Origin of the sequence: Actinotalea subterranea (assembly GCF_008364845.1) — a bacterium.
Taxonomy (GTDB): Bacteria; Actinomycetota; Actinomycetes; order Actinomycetales; family Cellulomonadaceae; genus Actinotalea; species Actinotalea subterranea.
Genome location: NZ_VTTP01000005.1, coordinates 78,745 through 102,826, shown reverse-complemented (window position 1 = coordinate 102,826; position 24,082 = coordinate 78,745). Strand labels below are relative to the sequence as shown.

At 70.4% G+C, this 24,082-nt stretch carries 21 protein-coding genes; 19 read left to right on the top strand and 2 right to left on the bottom strand.

Annotation, left to right across the window (positions count from 1 at the left end; all coding sequences use genetic code 11):
• Positions 1-77: 77 nt before the first annotated feature.
• From FZ988_RS10675 to yjfF, 12 genes are all read left to right on the top strand, one after another.
• The gene (locus tag FZ988_RS10675) at positions 78-707 is read left to right on the top strand and encodes an acyl-CoA-like ligand-binding transcription factor (protein ID WP_149204015.1); all 630 of its coding nucleotides are present in this window, start codon (positions 78-80) and stop codon (positions 705-707) included.
• 66 nt (positions 708-773) lie between these two features.
• Positions 774-2,378: a xylulokinase gene (locus FZ988_RS10670; protein WP_149204014.1), complete on the top strand. Its 1,605-nt coding sequence runs from the start codon at positions 774-776 to the stop codon at positions 2,376-2,378.
• 8 nt (positions 2,379-2,386) lie between these two features.
• Entirely contained in the window at positions 2,387-3,079 is a 693-nt protein-coding gene (locus FZ988_RS10665; protein WP_149204013.1) for an L-ribulose-5-phosphate 4-epimerase, read from the top strand.
• Positions 3,080-3,134: 55 nt separating this feature from the next.
• Positions 3,135-4,643, top strand: coding sequence for an L-arabinose isomerase (gene araA / locus FZ988_RS10660; RefSeq protein ID WP_149204012.1), 1,509 nt, complete (start codon positions 3,135-3,137; stop codon positions 4,641-4,643).
• Between the two features lie 296 nt (positions 4,644-4,939).
• Positions 4,940-5,743, top strand: coding sequence for a DeoR/GlpR family DNA-binding transcription regulator (locus FZ988_RS10655; protein WP_246169434.1), 804 nt, complete (start codon positions 4,940-4,942; stop codon positions 5,741-5,743).
• A 110-nt stretch (positions 5,744-5,853) separates the two neighbouring features.
• Positions 5,854-7,011 carry a multiple monosaccharide ABC transporter substrate-binding protein gene (gene chvE, locus FZ988_RS10650; protein WP_149204011.1) on the top strand — a complete coding sequence of 386 codons (1,158 nt, stop codon included), beginning with the start codon at positions 5,854-5,856 and terminating at the stop codon, positions 7,009-7,011.
• A gap of 96 nt (positions 7,012-7,107) precedes the next feature.
• A complete protein-coding gene (gene mmsA / locus FZ988_RS10645) occupies positions 7,108-8,649 on the top strand; it encodes a multiple monosaccharide ABC transporter ATP-binding protein (RefSeq protein WP_149204010.1) in 1,542 nt (513 codons plus the stop codon).
• A complete protein-coding gene (gene mmsB, locus FZ988_RS10640; RefSeq protein ID WP_149204009.1) occupies positions 8,646-9,827 on the top strand; it encodes a multiple monosaccharide ABC transporter permease in 1,182 nt (393 codons plus the stop codon). The genes mmsA and mmsB overlap by 4 nt, the downstream gene beginning before the upstream one ends.
• A gap of 382 nt (positions 9,828-10,209) precedes the next feature.
• Positions 10,210-11,214 (top strand): ABC transporter substrate-binding protein, encoded by a 1,005-nt coding sequence (locus FZ988_RS10635; protein ID WP_149204008.1) that lies wholly within the window; start codon positions 10,210-10,212, stop codon positions 11,212-11,214.
• A gap of 102 nt (positions 11,215-11,316) precedes the next feature.
• Entirely contained in the window at positions 11,317-12,843 is a 1,527-nt protein-coding gene (locus FZ988_RS10630) for a sugar ABC transporter ATP-binding protein (RefSeq protein WP_149204007.1), read from the top strand.
• Positions 12,843-13,907, top strand: coding sequence for an ABC transporter permease (locus tag FZ988_RS10625; RefSeq protein ID WP_149204151.1), 1,065 nt, complete (start codon positions 12,843-12,845; stop codon positions 13,905-13,907). The genes FZ988_RS10630 and FZ988_RS10625 overlap by 1 nt, the downstream gene beginning before the upstream one ends.
• Entirely contained in the window at positions 13,907-14,932 is a 1,026-nt protein-coding gene (gene yjfF, locus FZ988_RS10620) for a galactofuranose ABC transporter, permease protein YjfF (RefSeq protein WP_149204006.1), read from the top strand. The genes FZ988_RS10625 and yjfF overlap by 1 nt, the downstream gene beginning before the upstream one ends.
• A gap of 16 nt (positions 14,933-14,948) precedes the next feature.
• On the opposite strand, the gene FZ988_RS10615 is transcribed toward yjfF, so the two are convergent.
• A complete protein-coding gene (locus FZ988_RS10615) occupies positions 14,949-15,635 on the bottom strand; it encodes a potassium channel family protein (RefSeq protein WP_149204150.1) in 687 nt (228 codons plus the stop codon).
• A 127-nt stretch (positions 15,636-15,762) separates the two neighbouring features.
• A complete protein-coding gene (locus FZ988_RS10610) occupies positions 15,763-17,133 on the bottom strand; it encodes a TrkH family potassium uptake protein (protein ID WP_149204005.1) in 1,371 nt (456 codons plus the stop codon).
• A gap of 236 nt (positions 17,134-17,369) precedes the next feature.
• Between FZ988_RS10610 and FZ988_RS10605 the strand changes: the two genes are divergently transcribed.
• From FZ988_RS10605 to FZ988_RS10575, 7 genes are all read left to right on the top strand, one after another.
• Complete coding sequence (locus FZ988_RS10605; RefSeq protein ID WP_149204004.1) at positions 17,370-18,551, top strand: acetoin utilization protein AcuC; 1,182 nt, start codon at positions 17,370-17,372, stop codon at positions 18,549-18,551.
• Positions 18,552-18,684: 133 nt separating this feature from the next.
• Complete coding sequence (locus FZ988_RS10600) at positions 18,685-18,897, top strand: helix-turn-helix domain-containing protein (RefSeq protein WP_149204003.1); 213 nt, start codon at positions 18,685-18,687, stop codon at positions 18,895-18,897.
• 148 nt (positions 18,898-19,045) lie between these two features.
• Positions 19,046-19,144 carry a 30S ribosomal protein bS22 gene (locus tag FZ988_RS10595; protein WP_003792170.1) on the top strand — a complete coding sequence of 33 codons (99 nt, stop codon included), beginning with the start codon at positions 19,046-19,048 and terminating at the stop codon, positions 19,142-19,144.
• A 202-nt stretch (positions 19,145-19,346) separates the two neighbouring features.
• Positions 19,347-20,408 carry a LacI family DNA-binding transcriptional regulator gene (locus tag FZ988_RS10590; RefSeq protein ID WP_149204002.1) on the top strand — a complete coding sequence of 354 codons (1,062 nt, stop codon included), beginning with the start codon at positions 19,347-19,349 and terminating at the stop codon, positions 20,406-20,408.
• Between the two features lie 334 nt (positions 20,409-20,742).
• The gene (locus FZ988_RS10585; protein ID WP_149204001.1) at positions 20,743-22,143 is read left to right on the top strand and encodes an ABC transporter substrate-binding protein; all 1,401 of its coding nucleotides are present in this window, start codon (positions 20,743-20,745) and stop codon (positions 22,141-22,143) included.
• Positions 22,144-22,259: 116 nt separating this feature from the next.
• Positions 22,260-23,135 carry a carbohydrate ABC transporter permease gene (locus tag FZ988_RS10580; protein WP_246169432.1) on the top strand — a complete coding sequence of 292 codons (876 nt, stop codon included), beginning with the start codon at positions 22,260-22,262 and terminating at the stop codon, positions 23,133-23,135.
• Positions 23,135-24,058: a carbohydrate ABC transporter permease gene (locus FZ988_RS10575; protein ID WP_149203999.1), complete on the top strand. Its 924-nt coding sequence runs from the start codon at positions 23,135-23,137 to the stop codon at positions 24,056-24,058. The genes FZ988_RS10580 and FZ988_RS10575 overlap by 1 nt, the downstream gene beginning before the upstream one ends.
• Positions 24,059-24,082 lie beyond the last annotated feature (24 nt).

Below are 24,082 nucleotides of genomic sequence, written 5' to 3'. Positions count from 1 at the left end.
GGCCGCGTGAAAGTCACTGTCAACAGACAGTCGATGTCAATCGAGAGTCTCCGTCACCGCGCCGCTAGCATGGCCGGATGGCGGATGACGAGAGCGGTGGTGGCGGCAGCCTCCGGGTGCGCAAGCGGCTCGCCGCGATGCTGCGGATCCAGGCGGTCGCGCTGGACATGTTCGAGGAGCGCGGCTTCGACGCCGTGACCGTCGAGGAGGTCGCCGACGCGTCGGACGTGTCGCCGAGCAGCGTCTACCGCTACTTCGGGACCAAGGAGGAGATCGTCCTCTGGGACGAGTACGACCACGACCTCGACCGCGTGCTCCTGCCGGCGCTGGCCGAGCGCGTGCCGCTCGACGGCGTGCGTCGCGTGGTCGTCGGGACGCTCGGGGCGCTCTCCGCCGACGGCGAGCGGCAGGTCCGGCGCCGCGTGGCCCTGATGATGAGCACGCCCGAGCTCGAGCAGGCGGCCTCGGCGCGCACGTACGCGTTCGCCGAGGTGGTCGGGTCCGCGCTCGCGGCGCGCCTCGGCCGGCCGGCCGTCGACCTCGAGGTCCAGGTGTTCGCGCACGCCCTCACCGGTGGCCTCCTGGGGATGTTCCACCACTGGCACGGCACGGGGTACGCCGAGCCGCTCCAGGACGTCGCCGAGCGGCTCTTCGCGATCTTCGAGGAGGGCCTCGACATCGTGACCGCGCCCGAGGCGCAGGCTTGACAGTCCCGGCATTGTGAGCGCTAACATCTTCACGCGGCAGACCGCTGCGAGGCAACGGGAGCAACGATGACCAACGACGACGGCGCCGCGCGCGCACGCACGCAGATCACCGCGGGGCGCACCTCCCTCGGCATCGAGCTGGGATCGACCCGGATCAAGGCCTGCCTCGTCGACTCGGACGGCACGCCCCTCGCGGACGGCAGCCACGAGTGGGAGAACCAGTTCGTCGACCGCGTGTGGACCTACTCGCTCGACGCCGTCTGGTCCGGCCTGCAGGCCTGCGTCGCCGCGCTGCACGCGGACGTCGAGCGCCGCTACGGCGTCCGCCTGACCGAGGTCGGCGCGCTCGGGGTCTCCGCGATGATGCACGGCTACCTCGCGTTCGACGCCCGCGACGAGCTCCTCGTGCCGTTCCGCACGTGGCGCAACACGAGCACGGGCCCCGCGGCGGCCGAGCTGAGCGCGCTCCTCGGCCACAACATCCCCCTGCGCTGGTCCGTCGCGCACCTGTACCAGGCCGTCCTCGACGACGAGCCGCACGTCCCCGAGGTCGCCACGATCACGACCCTCGCGGGCTACGTGCACTGGCGCCTGACCGGGCGCCGGGTGCTCGGCGTCGGCGACGCCTCCGGCGTCTTCCCGGTCGACACCGTGACCAAGGACTACGACGCCCGGATGCTCGCGCAGCTCGACGAGCTGGTCGCGGCGCGCCGCCCGGGCCTGCGCGTGGCGGACCTGCTGCCCCGGGTCCTCGTCGCGGGCCAGGAGGCCGGCCGGCTCACCGCCGAGGGCGCCGCGCTGCTTGACCCCACCGGGACGCTGCGCCCGGGTGCGCCCATGTGCCCGCCCGAGGGCGACGCCGGGACGGGCATGGTCGCGACGAACGCGGTCGCGCCCCGCACCGGGAACGTGAGCGTCGGCACGTCGATCTTCGCGATGGTCGTCCTGGAGCGGCCGCTCGAGGGCGTCCACGAGGAGCTCGACCTCGTGACCACACCCGCCGGCGACCTCGTCGCGATGGTGCACTGCAACAACGGTGCGAGCGAGCTGGGCGCGTGGGCCGAGGTCTTCGGCCGGTTCGCGACGGCGCTGGGCCACCCGGAAGCGCCCGACGCCGTCTTCGGCGCGCTGCTGCGCGAGGCCCTCGAGGGCGACGCCGACGGCGGCGGCCTGATCGCCTACAACTACCTCTCGGGCGAGCCGATCACGGGCCTCGCCGAGGGCCGACCGCTCTTCGTCCGCACGCCGGACAGCCGGCTCACGCTCGCGAACTTCATGCGCACGCAGGTCTACGGCGCGTTCGCGACGCTGAGCCTCGGCATGCGCGTGCTGGCGGCCGAGGGCGTGGAGCTCGACGTCCTGGCCGCGCACGGCGGCATGTTCCGGACGGCCGGCGTGGCCCAGCGGCTGCTCGCCGCGGCCGTCGACGCACCGGTCGCCGTCGCCCGCACCGCGAGCGAGGGCGGCCCGTGGGGCATCGCGGTGCTCGCCGCCTACCTGCACGCGGCGTCCGAGCAGAGCCTCGGCGACTTCCTCAGCACCCGGGTCTTCGCAGGCTCGGAGGTCGACGTCGTGCGACCGCTCGCCGACGACGTCGCGGGGTACGCGGCCTTCCTCGAGCGGTACAGCGCAGGGCTTGCGGTCGAGCGGGCCGCCACGGAAGCGATCTAGGGAGCGACATGACTGCCCACGGCCTTGAGGCCTACTCGAGCGAGGTGCGCGAGGAGGTCGAGCACGTCCGCGCGCTCGTCTCCGACCTGCACGCCGAGCTGCCCCGCTGGGGCCTGGTCGTGTGGACCGCCGGCAACGTCTCGCAGCGCCTGCGCTCCGCGGACCTGCTCGTCATCAAGCCGAGCGGCGTCACGTACGACCAGCTCAGCCCGGAGGCGATGGTCGTCTGCGACCTCGACGGGAACCTCGTCGACGGCGACCGCTCGCCGTCGTCGGACACGGCCGCGCACGCCTACGTGTACCGCCACATGCCCGAGGTCTACGGCGTCGTGCACACGCACTCGACCTACGCGACCGCGTGGGCCGCGCGCGCCGAGCCCGTCCCGTGCGTCCTGACGATGATGGCCGACGAGTTCGGCGGGCCCGTCCCGATCGGTCCGTTCGCGCTCATCGGCGACGACTCCATCGGCCGGGGGATCGTCGAGACGCTCCGCGACTCGCGGTCGCCCGCGGTGCTCATGCGCAACCACGGCCCGTTCACCATCGGCAAGGACGCGAAGTCCGCCGTCAAGGCCGCCGTCATGGTCGAGGAGGTCGCCCGCACGGTGCACATCTCGCGCCAGCTCGGCGAGCCGCTGCCGATCGCGCAGTCCGACGTCGACCGCCTGTACGACCGCTACCAGAACGTCTACGGCCGGTGACCCCCGACGGCCGTAGGACCAGCTACGCAACCCCGCACGTGACGAAGGAGTCCTCATGACCAAGCCCTACGCCGACCGCGAGGTCTGGTTCCTCACCGGGAGCCAGGACCTCTACGGCGAGGAGACCCTGCGCCAGGTCGCCGAGCAGTCCCAGGCCATCGCCCGGGAGCTCGAGGCAGCCGAGGCAGTGCCCGTCCGCATCGTGTGGAAGCCGGTGCTCAAGGACTCCGACGCGATCCGCCGCATGGCGCTCGAGGCGAACGCCGCCGACCGGTGCATCGGTGTCATCGCGTGGATGCACACGTTCTCCCCGGCGAAGATGTGGATCGCGGGCCTCGACGCCCTGCGCACGCCGCTGCTGCACCTGCACACGCAGGCGAACGTCGAGCTGCCGTGGTCGACGATCGACTTCGACTTCATGAACCTCAACCAGGCCGCGCACGGCGACCGCGAGTTCGGCTACATCCAGTCGCGGCTCGGCGTCGCGCGCAAGACGGTCGTCGGCCACGTGTCGAACCCGACCGTGCAGGCGCGCGTCGGCACGTGGGCGCGCGCGGCGGCCGGCTGGGCCGCGACGCACGAGCTCAAGCTCGCGCGCTTCGGCGACAACATGCGCAACGTGGCCGTGACCGAGGGCGACAAGACCGAGGCCGAGCTGCGCTTCGGCGTCTCGGTCAACACGTGGGGCGTCAACGACCTCGTCGCCGCCGTCGCGGCCGTGGACGAGTCCGCCGTCGACGCCGTCGTGGCGGAGTACGAGGACCTCTACGACGTGGCCCCCGAGCTGCGGGCGGGTGGCGAGCGCCACGACTCCCTGCGCTACGGCGCACGCCAGGAGGTCGCGCTCCTCTCGCTCCTCGGCGAGATCGGTGCGACCGCGTTCACGACGACGTTCGAGGACCTCGGCGACCTTCGCCAGCTCCCGGGGCTCGCCGTCCAGCGCCTCATGGCGAAGGGCTTCGGGTTCGGTGCCGAGGGCGACTGGAAGACCGCCCTGCTCGTCCGCGCCGCGAAGGTCATGGGTGAGGGGCTGCCCGGTGGCGCCTCGCTCATGGAGGACTACACCTACAACCTGGTGCCGGGCGACGAGAAGATCCTCGGCGCCCACATGCTCGAGATCTGCCCGTCGCTCACGACGTCGAAGCCCTCGCTCGAGATCCACCCCCTCGGCATCGGCGGCAAGGAGGACCCGGTCCGCCTGGTCTTCGACACCGACCCGGGCCCGGGCGTCGTCGTCGCGCTGTCGGACATGCGCGACCGCTTCCGCCTCACCGCCAACGCCGTCGACATCGTGGCGCCCGACGCCGCGCTGCCCAACCTGCCCGTGGCGCGCGCCGTGTGGAAGCCGAAGCCGGACTTCGCGACCTCCGCGGAGGCGTGGCTCATGGCCGGCGCGGCGCACCACACGGTCCTGACGACCCAGGTCGGCATGGAGGCGTTCGAGGACTTCTCCGACATCGCCCGGACCGAGCTCCTGTCGATCGACGACGGCACGACGGCCCGCGGGTTCGCGCAGGAGATCCGCTGGAACCACGCGTACTACCGCCTCGCGCAAGGCTTCTGAAGCCTCGGCGTGGCCCTGCCGGCCTGGCCCCCCGGGTCGGCAGGGCCAACGCCCGCCCCGCCCGGCTGAGCCGAGTGCACCTTTCGCGCGCTTTCGATATCCCCCATCTGGCCTAACCAAAGACCTCCGCATCCGGAGGTCTTTGGCGTGCCCGGACGGTAGAGGCGCAGGTCAGCGGCTCGAAGCCGGGACCAAGGGCCCACTCGCGCGGCCCGTGACGCGTCGTTACTGTTTCGCAATCAAAAGTTGGCTTCAAGAAGTTGACTCAACCCTGGCTCGCCCCGGACAGTAGGTGCGTGCTCAAGGAAGAGGTCGAGCAGCTGCCCGTGACGCTCCGTCGCGAACGCATGCTCCAGCTGATCGCCGAACGACAGTTCGTGCGCGTCGCCGACCTTGCCGACGCCTTCAGCATCTCCGACGTCACGGTCCGCACGGACCTCGCGGCCCTCGAGCTCTCGCACGCGGTCCGTCGCGTCCGCGGCGGCGTCATCGCCCCCGTCGGCGGCAACCGGACGGAGCCCACGTTCGAGCAGGCCGCCGTCGAGTTCGCCCGCGAGAAGCAGCGCATCGGCGAGCACGCCGCGGCGATGGTCTCGTCCGGGATGAGCGTGATCATCGACGTCGGCACGACGACGACGGCGATCGCCCGTGCGCTCGCCGCGCGCACCGACCTCGAGCAGGTCGTCGTCATCACCAACGGCCTCAACATCGCGCTCGACCTCGAGCGGGCCATCGGCCGGCTCTCCGTCGTCGTGACCGGCGGGACGCTGCGCCCGCTCCAGCACTCGCTCGTGAACCCGATGGCCACGCTCCTGCTGGAGCGGGTCCACGCGGACCTCGCGTTCATCGGCTGCAACGGCATCGACGTCGAGCACGGGGTGACGAACGTCAACCTGCCCGAGGCCGAGGTCAAGCAGCGGATCCTCACCGCCGCGGAGCACTCCGTGGTCGTCGCCGACGGCTCGAAGATCGGCCAGGTCCACCTCGGCCGCATCGCGCGCCTCGACCAGGTCCACCGCATCGTCACGGGGCCCAGCGCCCCGGCGGACGAGCTGCGGCACCTGCGGGCCGCGGGGGCCGAGGTCGTGCAGGTGGAGTAGCGCACAGACTTCCTGACCGGTCCGAGCAATCACGGTCAGGTCGCCCGGGCCGGCCCTGGAAGTCCCAGGTCGCCCAACATCAGGAAGATGCAAGTTCTCGAGGAGGAGAAATGAGCACCAGGAAGTTCGCCGCAGTCGCGGTGGGCATGACCCTCGCTCTGTCGCTCGCTGCGTGCAGCGGTGGCGGCGCGGGCGAGACCGAGGACGACGGCGCGGCAGGCGGCGGCACCGAGGAGACCGAAGGCGGTCTCATCGGTGTGGCGATGCCCACGCAGACCTCCGAGCGCTGGATCGCGGACGGCGAGGCCGTCAAGTCCGGTCTCGAGGAGGCCGGGTACGAGGTCGACCTGCAGTTCGCGGGCGACGACATCCCGACCCAGTCGCAGCAGATCGACCAGATGATCACCAAGGGCGCCGAGCTCCTGATCATCGCCGCCATCGACGGCACCGCGCTCTCCGGCCAGCTCCAGGCTGCCGCCGACGCGGGCATCCCGGTCATCTCCTACGACCGCCTGATCCGTGACAGCGACAACGTCGACTTCTACGTGACGTTCGACAACTACGAGGTCGGCGTCCAGCAGGCCACCTCGCTGCTCGTGGGCCTCGGCCTGCTCAACGCTGACGGCTCCGAGGGCACCGCCACCGGTCCGTTCAACGTCGAGCTCTTCGCCGGCTCGCTCGACGACAACAACGCCCACTTCTTCTGGCAGGGCGCGATCGACACGCTCCAGCCGTTCATGGACGAGGGCACGATCGTCGTCAAGTCCGGTCAGACGGACATCGAGCAGGCAGCCATCCTGCGCTGGCAGCAGGAGACCGCGCAGAAGCGCATGGAAGACCTCCTGACGTCCGCGTACAACGACGGCAGCGTGGTCCAGGGTGTCCTCGCCCCGTACGACGGCATCTCCCGCGGCATCATCACCGCGCTGCAGAACGCCGGCTACGGCTCGGGCGACAAGGCCATGCCGATCATCACCGGCCAGGACGCCGAGATCGCGTCGGTCAAGCTCATCGCCGACGGCGTGCAGTACTCGACGATCTTCAAGGACACCCGCAAGCTCGCCGAGCAGTCCGTCGTGGCCGCCAAGGCGTACCTCGCGGGCGACGAGCCGGAGGCCAACGACACCGAGACGTACGACAACGGTGTCAAGGTCGTCCCGTCCTACCTGCTGGAGTCGGACATCGTCTACGCCGACAACATCAACTCCCTCCTGGTCGACTCGGGCTACTGGACGGCCGAAGAGGTCGCCAGCGGCGTCTCCGAGTGATCTGACCTGACGCAGGAGCCGGTCCGGCGGGGCGACCCGCCGGGCCGGCACCGGCACGACCATCCGTGGCCACGACAAGAGTGAGGTAGAGGCCGCATGAGCAACAACATCTTGGAGATGCGCTCCATCACCAAGACTTTCCCCGGCGTGAAGGCGCTGCAGGACGTGACGCTGGAGGTCGCCCGTGGGGAGATCCACGCGATCTGCGGTGAGAACGGCGCGGGCAAGTCGACGCTGATGAAGGTGCTGTCCGGTGTCTACCCGCATGGCACGTACGAGGGCGACATCGTCTACGAGGGCAAGCACGCGCAGTTCGGGTCGATCAACGACTCCGAGCACGTGGGCGTCGTGATCATCCACCAGGAGCTCGCGCTGGTGCCCTACCTGTCGGTGGCCGAGAACATCTTCTTGGGCAACGAGCAGCGTGGCCGCGGTGGCCTGATCGACTGGAACGCGACCAACGCGGAGGCCGCCAAGCTGCTGGCCCGCGTCGGTCTGAACGAGAACCCGACGACCCCGGTCGGGACGCTCGGCGTCGGCAAGCAGCAGCTGATCGAGATCGCGAAGGCACTGTCCAAGCAGGTCAAGCTGCTGATCCTGGACGAGCCGACCGCGGCGCTCAACGACTCGGACTCCGAGCACCTGCTGGACCTGCTGCGCCACCTCAAGGGCCAGGGCATCACCTCGATCATGATCTCGCACAAGCTCAACGAGATCGCTGAGATCGCCGACCGCACCACGATCATCCGTGACGGGCGCACGATCGAGACCATCGACATGTCGCTGCCCACCTCGACGCAGGACCGGATCATCAAGGGCATGGTCGGGCGCGACCTCGAGCACCGCTACCCCGAGCGGACCCCCCAGGTCGGCACCGAGGTGCTGCGCGTGGAGGACTGGACGGTCCACCACCCGACCCAGATGGACCGCACCGTGGTCGACCGCGCGAGCTTCAACGTGCGGCGCGGCGAGGTCGTGGGGATCGCGGGCCTGATGGGCGCCGGGCGCACCGAGCTCGCGATGAGCCTGTTCGGCCACTCCTACGGGCGCAACATCACCGGCCGGGTCTTCAAGGACGGCAAGGAGATCAAGACCCGCACGGTCTCCGAGGCCATCGCCCACGGCCTGGCGTACGCGACCGAGGACCGCAAGAAGTACGGCCTGAACCTCATCGAGGACATCCGCCGCAACATCTCCGCGGCCAACCTCGACGCTCTGTCTTCGCGCGGCTGGGTCAACCAGAACGAGGAGCTCAAGGTCGCCGAGGAGTACCGGGCCTCGCTGAACATCAAGGCCCCGACGGTCATGGCCCTGACCGGCAAGCTCTCGGGCGGGAACCAGCAGAAGGTCGTGCTGGCGAAGTGGATCTACACCGACGCCGACGTCCTCATCCTGGACGAGCCCACCCGCGGCATCGACGTCGGCGCGAAGTACGAGATCTACACGATCATCAACCGGCTGGTCGCCGCGGGGAAGGCCGTCGTGGTCATCTCCTCCGAGCTGCCCGAGCTCCTCGGCATCTGCGACCGCATCTACACACTCGCCTTCGGCCGGATCACCGGCGAGGTCCCCGTGGCCCAGGCCAGCCAGGAACGGCTCATGGAGCTCATGACCCAGGAAAAGGAACAGGTGCAATGACTGGCATCGCAAACATCCGGGAGCTGCTGACCCGGAACATGCGGCAGAGCGGTATCTACATCGCGTTCGTGCTGATCGTGGGGCTGTTCGCCATCCTCACCGACGGTCTGAGCCTCAGCCCGAACAACATCTCGAACCTCGTGCTGCAGTACTCGTACATCCTGATCCTGGCCATCGGCATGGTGATCGTCATCATCGCCGGGCACATCGACCTCTCGGTCGGCTCGATCGTGGCGTTCACGGGTGCCATCTCGGCGACCCTCGTCATCAAGGGCGGCCTGCCGTGGTGGATGGGTGTGCTCGTCGCGCTCGTCGTCGGCTTCCTCGCCGGGGCGTGGCAGGGCTTCTGGGTCGCGTACGTCGGCATCCCGGCGTTCATCGTGACGCTGGCCGGCATGCTCCTCTTCCGCGGTGGCACGTACCTCGTGCTCGGCAACATCTCGCTGTCCCCGTTCGGTGCGCCGTACTCGGACATCGCGGCCGGCTTCCAGAACGGGCTCCTCGGCGGGCCCGGGTACGACGTGTTCACCCTGCTCATCTTCGCCCTGGCCGTGGTCGGCTTCGCGGTCAGCCAGTGGCGCAGCCGCTCGGCCCGCGTCGCGTACCAGCAGGCCGTCGAGGCGCTGCCGCTCTTCGCGCTGAAGATCGTCGCGGTCGCTGCGGTCGTGATGTGGTTCGCCTGGCAGCTCGCCAACAGCCGCGGCCTGCCGAACGTGCTCATCATCCTCGCGTTCCTGATCATGGCCTACAGCCTCATCACGAGCCGCACGGTGTTCGGCCGCCACGTGTACGCGATCGGTGGCAACCTGTCCGCCGCGCAGCTCTCGGGTGTGAAGGTCCGGCGCGTGAACTTCTGGGTCATGACCAACATGGGAATCCTCGCGGGCGTCGCCGGCGTGGTCTTCTCCTCGCGGTCCAACGGCGCCCAGCCGAGCGCGGGCAACATGTTCGAGCTCGACGCGATCGCCGCGTGCTTCATCGGTGGCGCGTCGACCACCGGTGGCGTCGGCAAGGTCACCGGCGCCATGGTCGGTGGTCTGATCATGGCCGTCATGAGCAACGGCATGCAGATCCTCGGCCTGGACCAGTCGATCCAGCAGGTCGTCAAGGGCCTCGTGCTCCTGCTCGCCGTCGCGTTCGACATCTACAACAAGCGTCGCGCGGTCACCGCCGGCTGATCCACGCGGTCCGGACCCCGGACCGACGACGTACCGACTGGGCCCGGTCTGCCTCGGCAGGCCGGGCCCAGTCGCGTGCCGTGACCAGAGCGTTACCAAGATGTGATGGTTTGCTCTTGATGCCCGGCTTGTGAGCGCTAACACTTGCCTCAGCGGATCGATGGCGATCTGCCCCCGCAATGCTGCGGGACTGCGACGGCAGGGGAGCGACGATGCGCTGACGGCCCCCACACCCGCGTCGGTCGCCCACCCGGACGGCGTGACGCGTCAGGCCCCGTCGTGCTGCGACGAGCCGGTCGTGCGGAGCACCCCGTCGGACGTCGTCGACCCCGGTCGCCCGGTCCTTCCCGCCGTGGGGACGTGCGAGGAAGAGGACGAACACATGAGACGCAAGCTTGCGGTTGCGGCCGCGGCCATGGCAGTGCTCACCCTGGCCGCGTGCGGTGGGACCACCGAGCCCGAGGAGCCCGCCACCGAGGACGTCGCCGAGGGTGGCGACGCCATGGAGGGCGACCTCGTCGTCGTCGGGTTCTCCCAGGTCGGCGCCGAGAGCGGCTGGCGCGCCGCCAACACCAAGTCCATCCAGGACAACCTGACCAAGGAGAACGGGTTCGACCTCAAGTTCTCCGACGCGCAGCAGAAGCAGGAGAACCAGATCCAGGCGATCCGCTCCTACATCGCGCAGGGCGTCGACGTCATCGCGTTCTCACCCGTCGTCGAGTCCGGCTGGGACGCCGTCCTCGAGGAGGCCAAGGCCGCGGGTATCCCCGTCGTCCTGACGGACCGTGCCGTCGACTCGCAGGACGACACGCTCTACGAGACCTTCATCGGCTCCGACTTCGTCCTCGAGGGCGAGATGGCCGGCGAGTGGGTCTCGGAGAACCTCGCGACCGAGCCCATCAAGGTCGTCGAGCTCCAGGGCACCACGGGCTCGGCCCCCGCGATCGACCGCAAAGAGGGCTTCGAGTCCGCCACGGCCGACAACCCGAACGTCGAGATCATCGCGTCCCAGACGGGCAACTTCACGCGCTCCGAGGGCAAGACCGTCATGGAGGGCTTCCTCCAGGCCCACGACGACATCGACCTCGTCTTCGCCCACAACGACGACATGGGGCTCGGCGCCATCGAGGCCATCGAGGCCGCCGGTCTCGTGCCCGGCGAGGACATCAAGATCGTGACGATCGACGCGGTCAAGGACGGCATGCAGGCGCTCGCCGACGGCAAGATCAACTACATCGTCGAGTGCAACCCCCTGCTCGGCCCGGACCTCGTCGACATCATCAACAAGGTCATGGCGGGCGACGAGGTCGAGAAGCGCATCGTCGTCAAGGACCTGGCGTTCGACCAGGAGGCCGCGATCGAGGCCCTGCCGGACCGGCAGTACTGACCCCACGTCCCACCGGTAGAGCCCGAGGGCTCCGGCCCCGGGAGCGCGCCTGCCACCACCAGGTCGCCCCCGGGGCCGTGCCCGCGTCGTACGGAGGTCCCGATGACAAGCCCGCAGCCCGTCGTGCAGATGACAGGCATCTCGATCGAGTTCCCCGGCGTCAAGGCGCTCCAAGGCGTCGACTTCCGGCTCCTGCCCGGCGAGGTGCACGCCCTGATCGGCGAGAACGGCGCCGGCAAGTCCACCCTCATCAAGGCGCTCACAGGCGTCTACGGCATCGACTCGGGGACCATCCTCGTGGGTGGGGAGGAACGCGTGTTCGCTGGGCCCGCACGGGCCCAGCAGGCGGGCATCAGCACCGTCTACCAGGAGGTCAACCTCTGCGAGAACCTCTCGGTCGGCGAGAACATCATGCTGGGTCACGAGCCCCGCAGGTTCGGCGGCATCGACTGGCGCACGCTGCGCCACCGGGCCGCGACCTACCTCGACCGCCTCGGGCTCGACATCGACCCCGCGTCGTCGCTGTCCGCGCACTCGCTCGCCGTCCAGCAGCTCGTCGCGATCTGCCGAGCCATGGTCGTCGACGCGCGCGTCCTCATCCTCGACGAGCCCACCTCGAGCCTCGACGCCGACGAGGTCGCACGGCTCTTCAGGGTCATCCGCGGCCTGCGTGACGACGGCGTCGCGATCCTCTTCGTGTCCCACTTCATCGACCAGATCTACGAGATCTCCGACCGCATGACGATCCTGCGCAACGGCGTCCTCGTGGGCGAGTACCTGACCCGGGACCTCCCGCGGCTCGAGCTCGTCTCGAAGATGATCGGCAAGTCCCTGGCCGTCCTCGAGCAGCTCGAGGAGGCGCCCAAACGCTCCGCGGTGCACGACGAGGGAGCCACACCCGCGCTCCAGGCCGTCGGTCTCGGGCGACGCGGGTCCGTCCAGCCGATCGACCTGGACCTGTACGCGGGCGAGGTCGTCGGCCTCGCCGGGCTGCTCGGGTCGGGGCGCACCGAGATCGCGCGCCTGCTCTACGGGGCCGACCGGCCCGACGCCGGCCAGACGGTCGTGGCCGGCACGCCGACACGGCTGCGCAACCCGCGGACCGCGATGGACCACGGCATCGCGTTCTCCTCCGAGCACCGCAAGGCCGAGGGCCTGGTCGGGGACCTCACGGTGCGCGAGAACATCATGCTCGGCCTCCAGGCGGAGCGCGGCTGGGCCAGGCGCATCCCGCGCAGGCGCGCCGACGAGGTCGTCGAGCGGTACATCGAGCTCCTGGGCATCCGCCCCGCCGACCCCGAGGCCCTCGTGCGGAACCTCTCGGGCGGCAACCAGCAGAAGGTGCTCCTCGCGCGCTGGCTCGCCACAGCACCCAAGGTGCTCATCCTCGACGAGCCGACGCGCGGCATCGACGTCGGCGCCAAGGCCGAGATCCAGCGGCTCATCGCCGAGCTCGCGAAGGACGGCATGGCGGTCGTGTTCATCTCCGCCGAGCTCGAGGAGGTCCTCCGGCTGAGCCACCGCATCGCCGTCATGCGCGACCGCGCCAAGGTCGCGGACCTCGTCAACGGCGACGACGTGGGGCTCGACGACGTCGTCGGGCTCATCGCGAGCGGGAGGGCGTCGTGATGGGCATCGTCCGGCACCGGCTCTTCTGGCCCGTCGCGGCGCTCGCGCTGCTCATCGTCGTCAACACGATCAACACGCCCACGTTCCTGCGGATCCGCGTCCGCGACGGGCACCTCTACGGCGCGCTCATCGACATCCTGCGCAACAGCTCGCCGCTGCTGCTCGTCGCCGTCGGCATGACGCTCGTCATCGCGACGCGCGGCATCGACCTGTCGGTGGGCGCCGTCGTCGCGATCGCGGGGGCCGTCGCGCTCACCTACATCGGCTCCGCGCCCGACCCCTCGTCGGTCGGCACCGTGATCACCGGCATCGGCATCGCGCTCGTCCTGTCCCTGGTGCTCGGCACCTGGAACGGGTTCCTGGTCTCCGTCATCGGCATCCAACCCATCATCGCGACCCTCGTGCTCATGACCGCCGGGCGCGGCATCGCGATGCTCATCACGGGCGGCATGATCACGACGATCACGAGCCCCCCGTACAAGGTCATCGGCTCGGGCTACTGGGCGGCCCTGCCCGTCTCGGTCATCGTCGCCGGGACGATCTTCCTCGTCGTCGCGCTCCTGACGCGCCGCACCGCGCTCGGGATGCTCATCGAGTCCGTCGGCATCAACCCCGAGGCGAGCCGCCTCGCGGGCGTGCGCTCGCGCAGCATCATCTGGACGGTCTACGCGATGTCGGCCCTGTTCGCGGGCATCGCCGGGCTCATGATCAGCTCGGGTGTGATGGCCGCCGACGCGAACAACGCGGGCATGCTCATCGAGCTCGACGCGATCCTCGCCGTCGTCATCGGCGGGACCTCCCTCGCGGGCGGGAAGTTCTCCCTCGCGGGCACGATGGTCGGCGCGATCGTGCTCGAGACGCTCGACCTGACCGTGACGATCCTCGGCATCCCACCCGCCGTGACCCCGCTGTTCAAGGCGATCGTCGTCATCGCCGTCGTCGTCATGCAGTCCCCGATCGTGCGCAACCGTCTCGCCGCCCGGCGGCGCGGGGAACCGGGCGACCCGCGCGGGGTGCACGGCGTCCAACCGGCCGAGCCGAGCAGTGCGGAGGTGACCGTCTGATGTCGACCGACCAGATCAGCAGCCGGACGGCCGGGGGTACGCCGGGCGTCGTCGCCCGCCTGGGCCGCGGCCTGCGGCTCGACCGGCGCTACCTGCCCGTCCTGGGCGCGCTCGCGGTGCTCGTGCTCATGCTCGCCGTCGGCCAGGCGCGCTACGGCAACTTCCTCTCGGGCCGCGTCCTGTCGAACCTCTTCATCAACAACTCGTTCCTCATCGTGCTCGCCGTCGGCCTCACGTTCGTCATCATCACGGGCGGCATCGACCTGTCCGTCGGGGCCGTCGTCGCGCTGTCCGGCATCCTCGCCGCGTCGCTCTTCCAGTCCGGCTGGCCCGCCGCCGTCGTCATCCCCGCGATGGTCCTCGTCGGCTCGCTCATCGGGCTCGTCGTCGGCGTCATGGTGCACGTGTTCGAGATCCAACCGTTCATCGCGACCCTCGCCGCGATGTTCCTCGCGCGCGGGCTCTCCTACGTCATCAGCCTGTCCTCGATCCCGATCACGGACCCGACGATCGTCTGGCTGTCCGCGTACCGGATCCCCGTCGGCGAGACCTGGACCATCACGCCCAGCGGCATCATCGCGCTGAGCGTCGTCGCGATCGCCTTCTACCTGCTGCACCACACGCAGTTCGGCCGCACGGTCTACGCGATCGGCGGGGGCGACCAGTCGGCGACGCTCATGGGGCTCCCGGTCGCCCGGACCAAGGTGCTCGTCTACGTGATCAGCGGCACGTGCGCGGGCATCGGCGGGTTCCTGTTCTCGGTGTTCTCCCGGTCCGGGTACTCGCTGACCGGCGTCGGCATGGAGCTCGACGCGATCGCCGCCGTCGTCATCGGCGGCACGCTCCTCACGGGCGGCAGCGGGTTCGTGCTCGGCTCGCTGCTCGGCGTGCTCGTGCTCGGCCTCATCCAGACGATCATCACGTTCGAGGGCACGCTGAGCTCGTGGTGGACCAAGATCGTGATCGGGGTCCTGCTGCTCGTGTTCGTCGTGCTCCAGCGGGTCATCGCCGTCCGCCGACGATGACCCGCGCGCGAGCGGCCTACGGGCGCGCCGCGAAGCGCTCGAGCAGGTCCGCGTGGCCCGAGACGATGAGCAGGTCGTTGGCCGAGATGCGCGTGTCCTCGGTCGCGTACACGAACTCCTCGCCGGGCGGCTTCACGCCGATGACCGTGACGCCGTAGCGCTTGCGGATCTGCGACTGGCCGACCGTGAACCCCTGGGTCTCGCGCGGCGGCCGCATCTTGACGATCGTGAACCCGTCCTCGACCTCGATGTAGTCGAGGAGCTTGCCCGAGACGAGGTGCGCGACCCGGTTGCCGGCGTCGGCCTCGGGGAGCACCACGTGGTGCGCGCCGATGCGCTGCAGGATGCGCGCGTGCTCGGCGGAGATGGCCTTGGCCCAGATCTGCGGCGTGCCGATGTCCACGAGGTTGCCCGTGATCAGGACGCTCGCCTCGAGCGAGGTCCCCACGCCGACGACCGCGACCGAGAAGTCCTTGGCGCCGACCTGCACGAGGGCCTCGGGGTTGGTCGCGTCCGCCTCGACGAGGGGGAACCGGCCCGTGTAGTGCTGGATGAGCGCGGGCGACCGCTCGACGGCGAGGACGTCGTGCCCCAGCCGGTCGAGGGTCAGGGCGATCGAGGACCCGAAGCGGCCCAGGCCGACGACGAGGACGCCCGCGTCGCGCACCTCCCGCTCCGCGTCCTTGCGGCTGCGCGTGGGGATGCGGGGCGGGTGCGCGTCGCCGGGGCGGCCCTCGAGGCCCGTCGACGTCACGTCCCCACCGAGGGGGCGGTGCGTCGCGGGCGGGGACGACGGCGGGTGGTGCTCGTAGCCGTCCTGGGTGGGTGTGTCAGCCAATGATCGGCCTCTCCTCGGGGTACCGGATGACCCGGCGCCGGTCACGCAGCGCCAAGGCGGCTGCGACGGTCATCGTGCCGGTCCGTCCGACGAACATCAGGACGGTCAGCACGTACTTCGCCTCGTCGGGCAGCCTCGGCGTGATGCCGGTGCTCAGGCCTACGGTCGCGAACGCGGACAACGTCTCGAACAGGACGACGTCCAGGCTCTCGCCGGTGATCTCGAGGAGCAAGAGGGTCGAGACGAGCACCGCGGTCGCGCCGATGAACACGACGGCGACGGCCAGGCGCAGGCTCTCGCGGGGGATGCGCCGGCCGAACGCCTCGACATCCCGGTCGCCGCGCGCCTCCGAGAGGATCGCGAGCAGCATGACCGCGAGCGTCGTGACCTTGATGCCGCCAGCGGTCGAGGCGCTGCCGCCGCCGACGAACATGAGCGCGTCCGTGAGCAGCCACGTCGCCTCGTGCATCTGCGAGATGTCCACGGTCGAGAACCCGCCCGACCGCGGCATGACGCCCGCGAAGAGGGACGCGAGGATCTTGGTCGGCACGTCGAGCGGGCCCATGGTCGCCGGGTTGCGTGCCTCGAACAGGCCGATGAGGAGGGAGCCGACGAGCACGAGCCCCACCGACGTCGTGAGCGTCAGCTTGGTGTGCAGGCTCCACCGCCGGGCGTTGGTGCGGCGCTGCGCGATGTTGAGGATGACGGGGAAGCCGAGGGAGCCGATGAACACGCCGATGAGGATCGGCATGCTGATCCACCAGTCGCCCGTGTAGGGCGCGAGACCCTCCGCGGTCGGCACGAACCCCGCGTTGTTGAACGCCGATACCGCGTAGAAGACGCCGTGCCACACCGCCTCGCCGAAGTCCTCGCCGACCATGGCGAAACGGGGGATGAGCGCGAGCGCGATGACCACCTCGAGGCTCGTCGCCGTGATGATGACCACGCGGAGCAGCGAGCCGACCTCGCCCAGCCCGGCCGAGCGCGTCTCGCTGGCCGTCAGCATCTTCTGCGTGAGCCCGATGCGTCGCGACACGGCGATGCCCAGCAGCGAGGCGAGCGTCATCACGCCGAGCCCGCCGACCTTGATCGCGACGAGGATGACGACCTGGCCGAACGTGGACCAGTAGGTCCCGGTGTCGACGGTGGTCAGGCCAGTGACGCACACCGCGGAGGCGGCCGTGAACAGCGCGTCGACGAACGGGGCCTGTCCCTCGCCCGCGCGCGCCTGGGGCGTGCTCAGGAGCGCCGTGAAGACGGCGATGACGCTCGCGAAGACCCCGAGCGCGAGCCGGGCGGGCGACTGACGGGCGACCTGGTCGACCAGCTCGCGCGCGCGCAGCATGGGGCTGGGGAGGGCCATGTGCACCGCGCTCCTGTCACCCCGGCCGGCGAGAACCCTGCTCGCCGGACCTGCCCGAACTTCCTGACCTGCCGCTCCGCGCGACCCGCTGCTGCCCGCCGACCGACCGCACAACTCTGGCACGCCGTCGGGCACCGTACTGCGTGGCACGCCACGGGAGGCGGGCGGGCCGCGTGCGGACGCCGGTGCGTGGACGGCACCTGCCTGCCGCCGGGGGGTTGCGGTTACGGTGAGGCATGGCCCAGACCCGAGTCGTGTGGTCCACCGCGATGCTCGGCTACGACTTCGGGCCCACGCACCCGATGGCGCCGCTGCGGCTCGAGCTCACGTTCCGGCTCGCCGGGGAGCTCGGCCTCCTCGACGCGGACGGGGTCGAGGTCGTCGGTGCGGAGGTCCCCCCCGACGCCCTGCTCGAGACGGCCCACACGCCCGAGTACGTCGCCGCCGTGCGCCGCGCGTCGACCCTCGGCGAGCCGGACCTCGACCACGGCCTGGGCACCGACGACGACCCGGTGTTCCCCGGCATGCACGACGCCGCGGCACGCATCGTCGCCGGGACCGTCGACTCGGTGCGGGCCGTCTGGCGCGGCGACGCGCAGCACGCCGTCAACCTCGCGGGCGGGATGCACCACGCGATGCCCGACCACGCGTCCGGCTTCTGCGTGTACAACGACGTGGTCGCCGGCATCCGGGCGGCGCTCGCGGAGGGTGCCGAGCGCGTCGCGTACGTCGACGTCGATGCGCACCACGGCGACGGGGTCGAGCGGGCCTTCTGGGACGACCCGCGGGTGCTGACGATCTCGATCCACGAGAGCGGTCGCACGCTCTTCCCCGGGACGGGGCACACGACCGACGTCGGTGGTCCGCACGCACGCGGCCGCACGGTCAACGTGGCGCTGCCCGCGGGCACGCGTGACACGGCCTGGTTGCGGGCGCTCGGTGCGATCGCGGTGCCCATGGTGCGGGCCTTCCGGCCCCAGCTCGTGGTGAGCCAGCACGGCTGCGACGCGCACGGCCTGGACCCGCTGACGAACCTGTCCGTCTCGGTCGACGCGCAGCGCGAGGCCATGGACCTCGTGCACGACCTGGCTCACGAGGTGGCCGACGGCCGGTGGGTCGCCGTCGGGGGAGGGGGCTACGCGGTCGCGCAGGTCGTCCCGCGCGTCTGGGCGCACCTGCTCGGCGTGGCGATCCACGCCCCGGTCCCGGTCGACGCGGAGGTGCCCCAGGCGTGGCGCGAGCACGCGGCCGAGGTGTTCGGGTTCCCCCTGCCGGTCCTCATGGGCGACGGCGGGGACGCCGCTCCGCCGCGTCCGTGGAGCGCGGGCTACGACCCCGCGGACGACGTGGACCGGGTGATCCTTGCGACCCGCCAGGCGGTCTTCCACTGGTACGACCTGGACCCCCTGTACGACTGACGGATTTCACTCTGATCACCCCTTTCACTCCAGCCCCAGCAGGCCCTAGGGTTTGGCGTGCTGCGGCGTCGTGCCGCGGCTGGTGGCAGCGTGCGGCGAGAGCTCGTCGCGACGCGGTGAGGAACGAGGAAGCATGACCGGTGGTCCTGAGCGGCCGCGACTGCGTTACCTCACCGTCGCCGAGGTGGCCGAGACGATGCGCGTCTCGAAGATGACCGTGTACCGGCTCGTGCACAACGGCGAGCTCCCGGCGGTCCGCGTCGGCCGGTCCTTCCGGGTGCCGCAGGACGCGCTGGACGCCTACCTCGCGGCGTCGTCCGTCGACCGTGACCGCATGACGTCCTGACCCCTCGCGCCTGCCCGCAGGCGGCGGCGACGCAGCCGGGCGCCGGAGCGGGTAGAGTGAGGGCCGGACTTTCCCGAGCGCGGGGCTGTGCCGAGCCAGTCGGCTCGCAGACCACGTGCAGAACCCGATTCGCATTGTGAGGACACACGTGGGCTCCGTCATCAAGAAGCGCCGCAAGCGTATGGCCAAGAAGAAGCACCGCAAGCTGCTTCGCAAGACGCGCCACCAGCGCCGCAACAAGAAGTGAGCCCCGCGCACCTCGTGCGCTGACGTCGTACCCGCAGGCCCGGCCATGTGCCGGGCCTGCGGTGCGTCCGGGCCCGGAGGGCCGTCGCGGTGGTGGTCGGCCCGGCCGGACCGTTCTGGCACAGTGGTGCCGACGCCGGGCCGCGTGCCGGCGACCGGGGGTCCGCCCCGGGGGCAGGACGAGAGCCGAGGAGGTCCGGTCGATGGCCGCGACCATGCACGACGTGGCGAAGCTGGCCGGCGTGTCGATCAAGACCGTGTCGAACGTCGTCAACGGCTACCCGTACATCCGAGAGTCGACGCGCGCGCGGGTGCTCGCCGCGATCGAGGAGCTCGACTACCAGGTCAACGTCGCGGCCCGGAACCTGCGGACCGGCCGAACAGGGATCATCGCGCTCGCGGTGCCGGAGCTGAGCCTGCCGTACTTCGCCGAGCTCGCGGACTCCGTGATCCAGGCGGCCGACGCCCAGGGCCTGACGGTGCTCATCGAGCAGACCGGGGGCCAGCGCGAGCGCGAGCTCGAGGTCCTCTCGGGCGCCCGACGCCACCTCACCGACGGCCTCATCTTCAGCCCGCTCGCCCTGGGGCCCGGCGACGAGGACCTGCTCGAGGTCGACTTCCCCATGGTCATCCTCGGCGAGCGGATCTTCCACAGCTCGGTCGACCACGTGACGATGCACAACGTCGAGGCGGCGCGCGCCGCGACGCGGTACCTGCTCGAGCTCGGCCGTCGGCGCATCGCCGTCGTGGGCGTGCACCCCGGTGAGGTCGTCGGCTCGGCGGGGCTCCGGCTCAAGGGGTACCGGCAGGCGATGGCGGACGCCGGCCTCGAGGTCGACGAGTCGCTCCTCGGCGAGGCGGGCCTGTGGCACCGGGCGACCGGCGCGCAGTCGATGGCCCGGCTCCTGGACGCTGGTGTGCGGCCCGACGCCGTGTTCGCGCTCAACGACGCGATGGCGCTCGGCGTGCTGCACGAGCTCCAGGTGCGCGGCGTGCGCATCCCCGAGGAGGTCGCGGTCATCGGGTTCGACGCCGTGGACGAGGGCAGCTACTCCAACCCGTCCCTGACGACGGTCGACCCCGGCCGGGAGCAGATCGCGCGCACGGCGGTCGAGATGCTCGCGGAGCGTGTCGCCGGGAAGGGGGCGCCGCACGAGGCGCGCCGGGTGTACGCCGACTTCTCGATCGTCGTCCGCGGATCGACCCAGGCCGACGCGGCGGCGCACGGTCGGCCGGGCCTGGCGGAGGGCGTGCGGACCGCCTGACGGGATACTGCTCCCGCGCTCTGGACGTCGCGCGGGCGTCGTGGCGGTGGCGCACGCGACCACTGCGAGGACGTCGGAACGATCCACGATGTGATCGCTCACATCGTGACCATTCCGTGATGCGACGCTGCTTGACCGGCCGTGCGGGACGGGTGGAAGGTGTGTTCTACAACGATGTAGAGTTGCCGATGCGGCAGCCACCGCATCGAAGCGGGAGGACCCCAGGGGGCCTCCGGGCGGCCCGCCGCACAGGCGGGCCGGCCGGTCGGCAACCGCGCAGTCGTAGGGACCCCGGGCGCGTCGTGCGCCCGGGACCGGATCAAGGAGGATTCGCATGCGAGGCATTCGTAGGTCGGGACGCGGCCGTTGGCTCGCCCTCGGCATCGGCGCAACGGTCGCCGTCGCGGGCCTGACGGCCTGCTCGGGCGGCGACACCGGCGACGGTGAGGGCGGCGGCGAGGCGGCCGAGGGCGCATCGGGCGGCGACGCCACGTGCACCAACGAGATCAAGAACCCCGACGCCGAGCAGGTCAGCGTCTGGGCCTGGTACCCCGCGTTCGAGCAGGTCGTCGACCTGTTCAACGACACCCACGAGGACGTCCAGATCTGCTGGACGAACGCCGGGCAGGGCAACGACGAGTACACCAAGTTCTCGACCGCCATCGAGGCGGGCAGCGGCGCACCCGACGTGATCATGCTCGAGGCCGAGGTCATCTCGAGCTTCAGCATCCGCGAGGCGCTCGTCGACCTCGCCCCCTACGGCGCGGCCGACGTGCAGGGCGACTACACCGAGGGCGCCTGGAAGGACGTGACGAGCGGCGACGCCGTCTACGCCATCCCGGTCGACGGCGGCCCCATGGGCATGCTCTACCGCCAGGACATCTTCGACCAGTACGGCGTCGCGGTGCCGACCACGTGGGAGGAGTTCGCCACGGCGGCGCAGCAGCTCAAGGACGGCGGCTACGAGGGCGTCATCACCGACTTCCCGACCAACGGCCGCGCGCTCAACACCGCGCTGTTCGCCCAGGCCGGCTGGGAGCCGTTCACGTACGACAACGCCGCCCCGACCGAGGTCGGCATCACCGTCGACGACGACAGTGCCAAGGACGTCCTGGCCTACTGGCAGGACCTCGTCGAGCGCGGCCTGGTCGCGACCGACGACGCGTTCACCACGGACTACAACACCAAGCTCGTCGACGGCAGCTACGCCGTCTACATCGCCGCCGCGTGGGGACCCGGCTACCTCGGCGGCCTCGCCGACGCGGACGCCGACGCCGTGTGGCGTGCCGCGCCGATCCCGCAGTGGGACGCGGCCGACCCGACGCAGATCAACTGGGGCGGCTCGGCGTTCTCCGTGACGTCGCAGGCGAAGAACCCCGAGGCCGCGGCTCTCGTGGCCAAGGAGATCTTCGGCACCGAGGAGGCCTGGAAGATCGGCATCGAGGAGGGCGCGCTCTTCCCGCTGTGGAAGCCGATCCTCGAGTCGGACTACTTCGCCGACCTCGAGTACCCGTTCTTCGGCGGGCAGCAGATCAACAAGGACGTCTTCCTGGGGGCCGCGGCGGGCTACGCGGGCTTCACGTTCAGCCCGTTCCAGAACTACGCGTACGACCAGCAGACCGAGCTGATCTACTCGATGGTCCAGGGTGAGCGTGACGCCGCCACGACGATCGAGGACCTGCACACCTCCCTCGTCCAGTACGCCCAGGAGCAGGGCTTCACCGTCACCGAGTAGGTGGTCGTGAGCTGAGCTCCCCGTCGAGACCTGGAGGGCCTGCCATGGTCACCACCACATCCCCGGTCACCGTCGTCGCGCGTCCGGGGCGCGCCGCTCGCCAGAAGGTGAGCGCGATGGACACGCACCGGCAGCGCTGGGGCTGGCTGTACGTCGCACCGTTCGCGGTCGTGTTCCTGACCTTCCTCGTCGCACCGCTCGGGTACGCGTTCTGGATGAGCCTGCACACCAAGACGCTCGCCCAGGGCGAGGCGTTCAGCGGGCTCGCGAACTACGAGAAGGCGTTCACCGACCCGATCTTCCTCGAGGGCCTGGTCCGCGTGCTCGTGTACGTCGCGGTCATGGTGCCGATCCAGATCGCCGTCGCGCTCGTCGCGGCGCTCGTGCTCGACACGCTCGCGACCCGGCTGTCCAAGGGGTCGCGGCTCGCGATCTTCGTGCCGTACGCGATCCCCGGGGTCATCGGGGCGCTCATGTGGGGCTTCCTCTACAGCCCCCGGTTCGGCCCCGCGACCGACTTGTTCTCGATGTTCGGGGCCACGGCACCGAGCTTCCTCGGCGAGGACATGATCTTCGCGAGCCTCGTCAACATCGTGACGTGGCAGTGGTCGGGCTACTACATGATCATCATCTACGCGGCCCTGCGCGGCGTGGACCCGTCCGTGTACGAGGCGGCGCGCATCGACGGCGCCTCGGGCCTCCAGATCGCCACGCGCATCAAGGTCCCGATGATCTCCTCGTCGATGGTCATGGTCGTGATCTTCTCGCTCATCGGCACGCTGCAGTTCTTCACGGAGCCGCAGGTGCTGCGCAGCGTCGCCCAGGGCGCGATCCCGACGTCGTACACGCCCAACATGTACGCGTACTCGCTCGCGTTCTCCTACAGCCAGTTCAACTACGCGTCCACGATCTCGTTCGCGCTCGGGATCGTCGTGTTCCTCGGCTCGTACGTGTTCCTGTTCCTGACGCGCAAGCAGAGCGGACTCAAGTGATGGTTGCCACGCTCACGACCGACCAGCCCACCCGGACACGCCGCCGCCACGAGAACGCGAGCGCCGGGCGCGGACCGCGCAGGCCACGCGTCTGGTCCCACGTCTTCCTCGTGATCCTCGCGATCTACTTCCTGGTGCCGCTGTGGTGGCTCCTCGTCGCGAGCACCAAGAGCAACTCCGGGCTCTTCACCGGCTCCGGCGGCCCCCTGTGGTTCGACGACGAGCTGAGCCTCCTCGACAACCTCGCGGGCCTCGGCACCCACCAGGGCGGCATCTACTGGGACTGGTTCGCCAACTCGTTCATCTACGCGCTCAGCGGCGGCGTCGGGGCCACGGTCCTCGCCGTCCTGGCGGGGTACGGGTTCGCCAAGTACCGGTTCCGGGGACGGGGCTTCGCGTTCTCGCTCCTGCTCGGCTCCGTCATGGTGCCGCTCACCGCGCTCGTCATCCCCACGTTCGTGCTCCTGAGCCAGCTCGGCCTCGTGAACACGCGCTGGGGTGTGATCCTGCCCTCGCTGCTCAGCCCGATCGGCGTCTACCTCATCCGCGTCTACACGCAGGACGTGGTGCCGGACGAGCTGCTCGACGCGGGCCGCGTGGACGGAGCCGGCGAGCTGCGCCTGTTCTTCCAGATCGCGCTCCCGCTCCTGCGGCCCGCGGTCGTGACCGTCCTGCTGCTCTCCGTCGTCGCGACCTGGAACAACTTCTTCCTGCCGCTCGCGATGCTCCAGAGCCCCGAGCTGCTGCCGGTCACCGTCGGGATCAACAACTGGCAGGCGCTGTCGAATGCCGGTGCCGGCGGCGAGCAGGTGTGGAACCTCATCGTCACGGGCGCGGCCGTCTCGATCCTCCCGCTGATCCTCTCCTTCCTGACCCTGCAGCGTTACTGGCAGGGCGGCCTGTCGCTCGGAAGCATCAAGTGACGCGCTGACCGTCCGCGCGGACCG

Excerpts from the sequence above, each read along its gene's own strand:
- chvE (WP_149204011.1), top strand. The coding sequence starts at position 5,854 with ATGAGCACCAGGAAGTTCGCCGCAGTCGCGGTGGGCATGACCCTCGCT.
- FZ988_RS10590 (WP_149204002.1), top strand. The coding sequence starts at position 19,347 with ATGGCCGCGACCATGCACGACGTGGCGAAGCTGGCCGGCGTGTCGATC.
- FZ988_RS10635 (WP_149204008.1), top strand. The coding sequence starts at position 10,210 with ATGAGACGCAAGCTTGCGGTTGCGGCCGCGGCCATGGCAGTGCTCACC.
- FZ988_RS10580 (WP_246169432.1), top strand. The coding sequence starts at position 22,260 with ATGGACACGCACCGGCAGCGCTGGGGCTGGCTGTACGTCGCACCGTTC.
- FZ988_RS10675 (WP_149204015.1), top strand. The coding sequence starts at position 78 with ATGGCGGATGACGAGAGCGGTGGTGGCGGCAGCCTCCGGGTGCGCAAG.
- mmsA (WP_149204010.1), top strand. The coding sequence starts at position 7,108 with ATGAGCAACAACATCTTGGAGATGCGCTCCATCACCAAGACTTTCCCC.
- FZ988_RS10575 (WP_149203999.1), top strand. The coding sequence starts at position 23,135 with ATGGTTGCCACGCTCACGACCGACCAGCCCACCCGGACACGCCGCCGC.
- FZ988_RS10665 (WP_149204013.1), top strand. The coding sequence starts at position 2,387 with ATGACTGCCCACGGCCTTGAGGCCTACTCGAGCGAGGTGCGCGAGGAG.
- FZ988_RS10585 (WP_149204001.1), top strand. The coding sequence starts at position 20,743 with ATGCGAGGCATTCGTAGGTCGGGACGCGGCCGTTGGCTCGCCCTCGGC.
- yjfF (WP_149204006.1), top strand. The coding sequence starts at position 13,907 with ATGTCGACCGACCAGATCAGCAGCCGGACGGCCGGGGGTACGCCGGGC.
- FZ988_RS10600 (WP_149204003.1), top strand. The coding sequence starts at position 18,685 with ATGACCGGTGGTCCTGAGCGGCCGCGACTGCGTTACCTCACCGTCGCC.
- mmsB (WP_149204009.1), top strand. The coding sequence starts at position 8,646 with ATGACTGGCATCGCAAACATCCGGGAGCTGCTGACCCGGAACATGCGG.
- FZ988_RS10670 (WP_149204014.1), top strand. The coding sequence starts at position 774 with ATGACCAACGACGACGGCGCCGCGCGCGCACGCACGCAGATCACCGCG.
- FZ988_RS10630 (WP_149204007.1), top strand. The coding sequence starts at position 11,317 with ATGACAAGCCCGCAGCCCGTCGTGCAGATGACAGGCATCTCGATCGAG.
- FZ988_RS10605 (WP_149204004.1), top strand. The coding sequence starts at position 17,370 with ATGGCCCAGACCCGAGTCGTGTGGTCCACCGCGATGCTCGGCTACGAC.
- araA (WP_149204012.1), top strand. The coding sequence starts at position 3,135 with ATGACCAAGCCCTACGCCGACCGCGAGGTCTGGTTCCTCACCGGGAGC.
- FZ988_RS10625 (WP_149204151.1), top strand. The coding sequence starts at position 12,843 with ATGGGCATCGTCCGGCACCGGCTCTTCTGGCCCGTCGCGGCGCTCGCG.
- FZ988_RS10610 (WP_149204005.1), bottom strand. The coding sequence starts at position 17,133 with ATGGCCCTCCCCAGCCCCATGCTGCGCGCGCGCGAGCTGGTCGACCAG.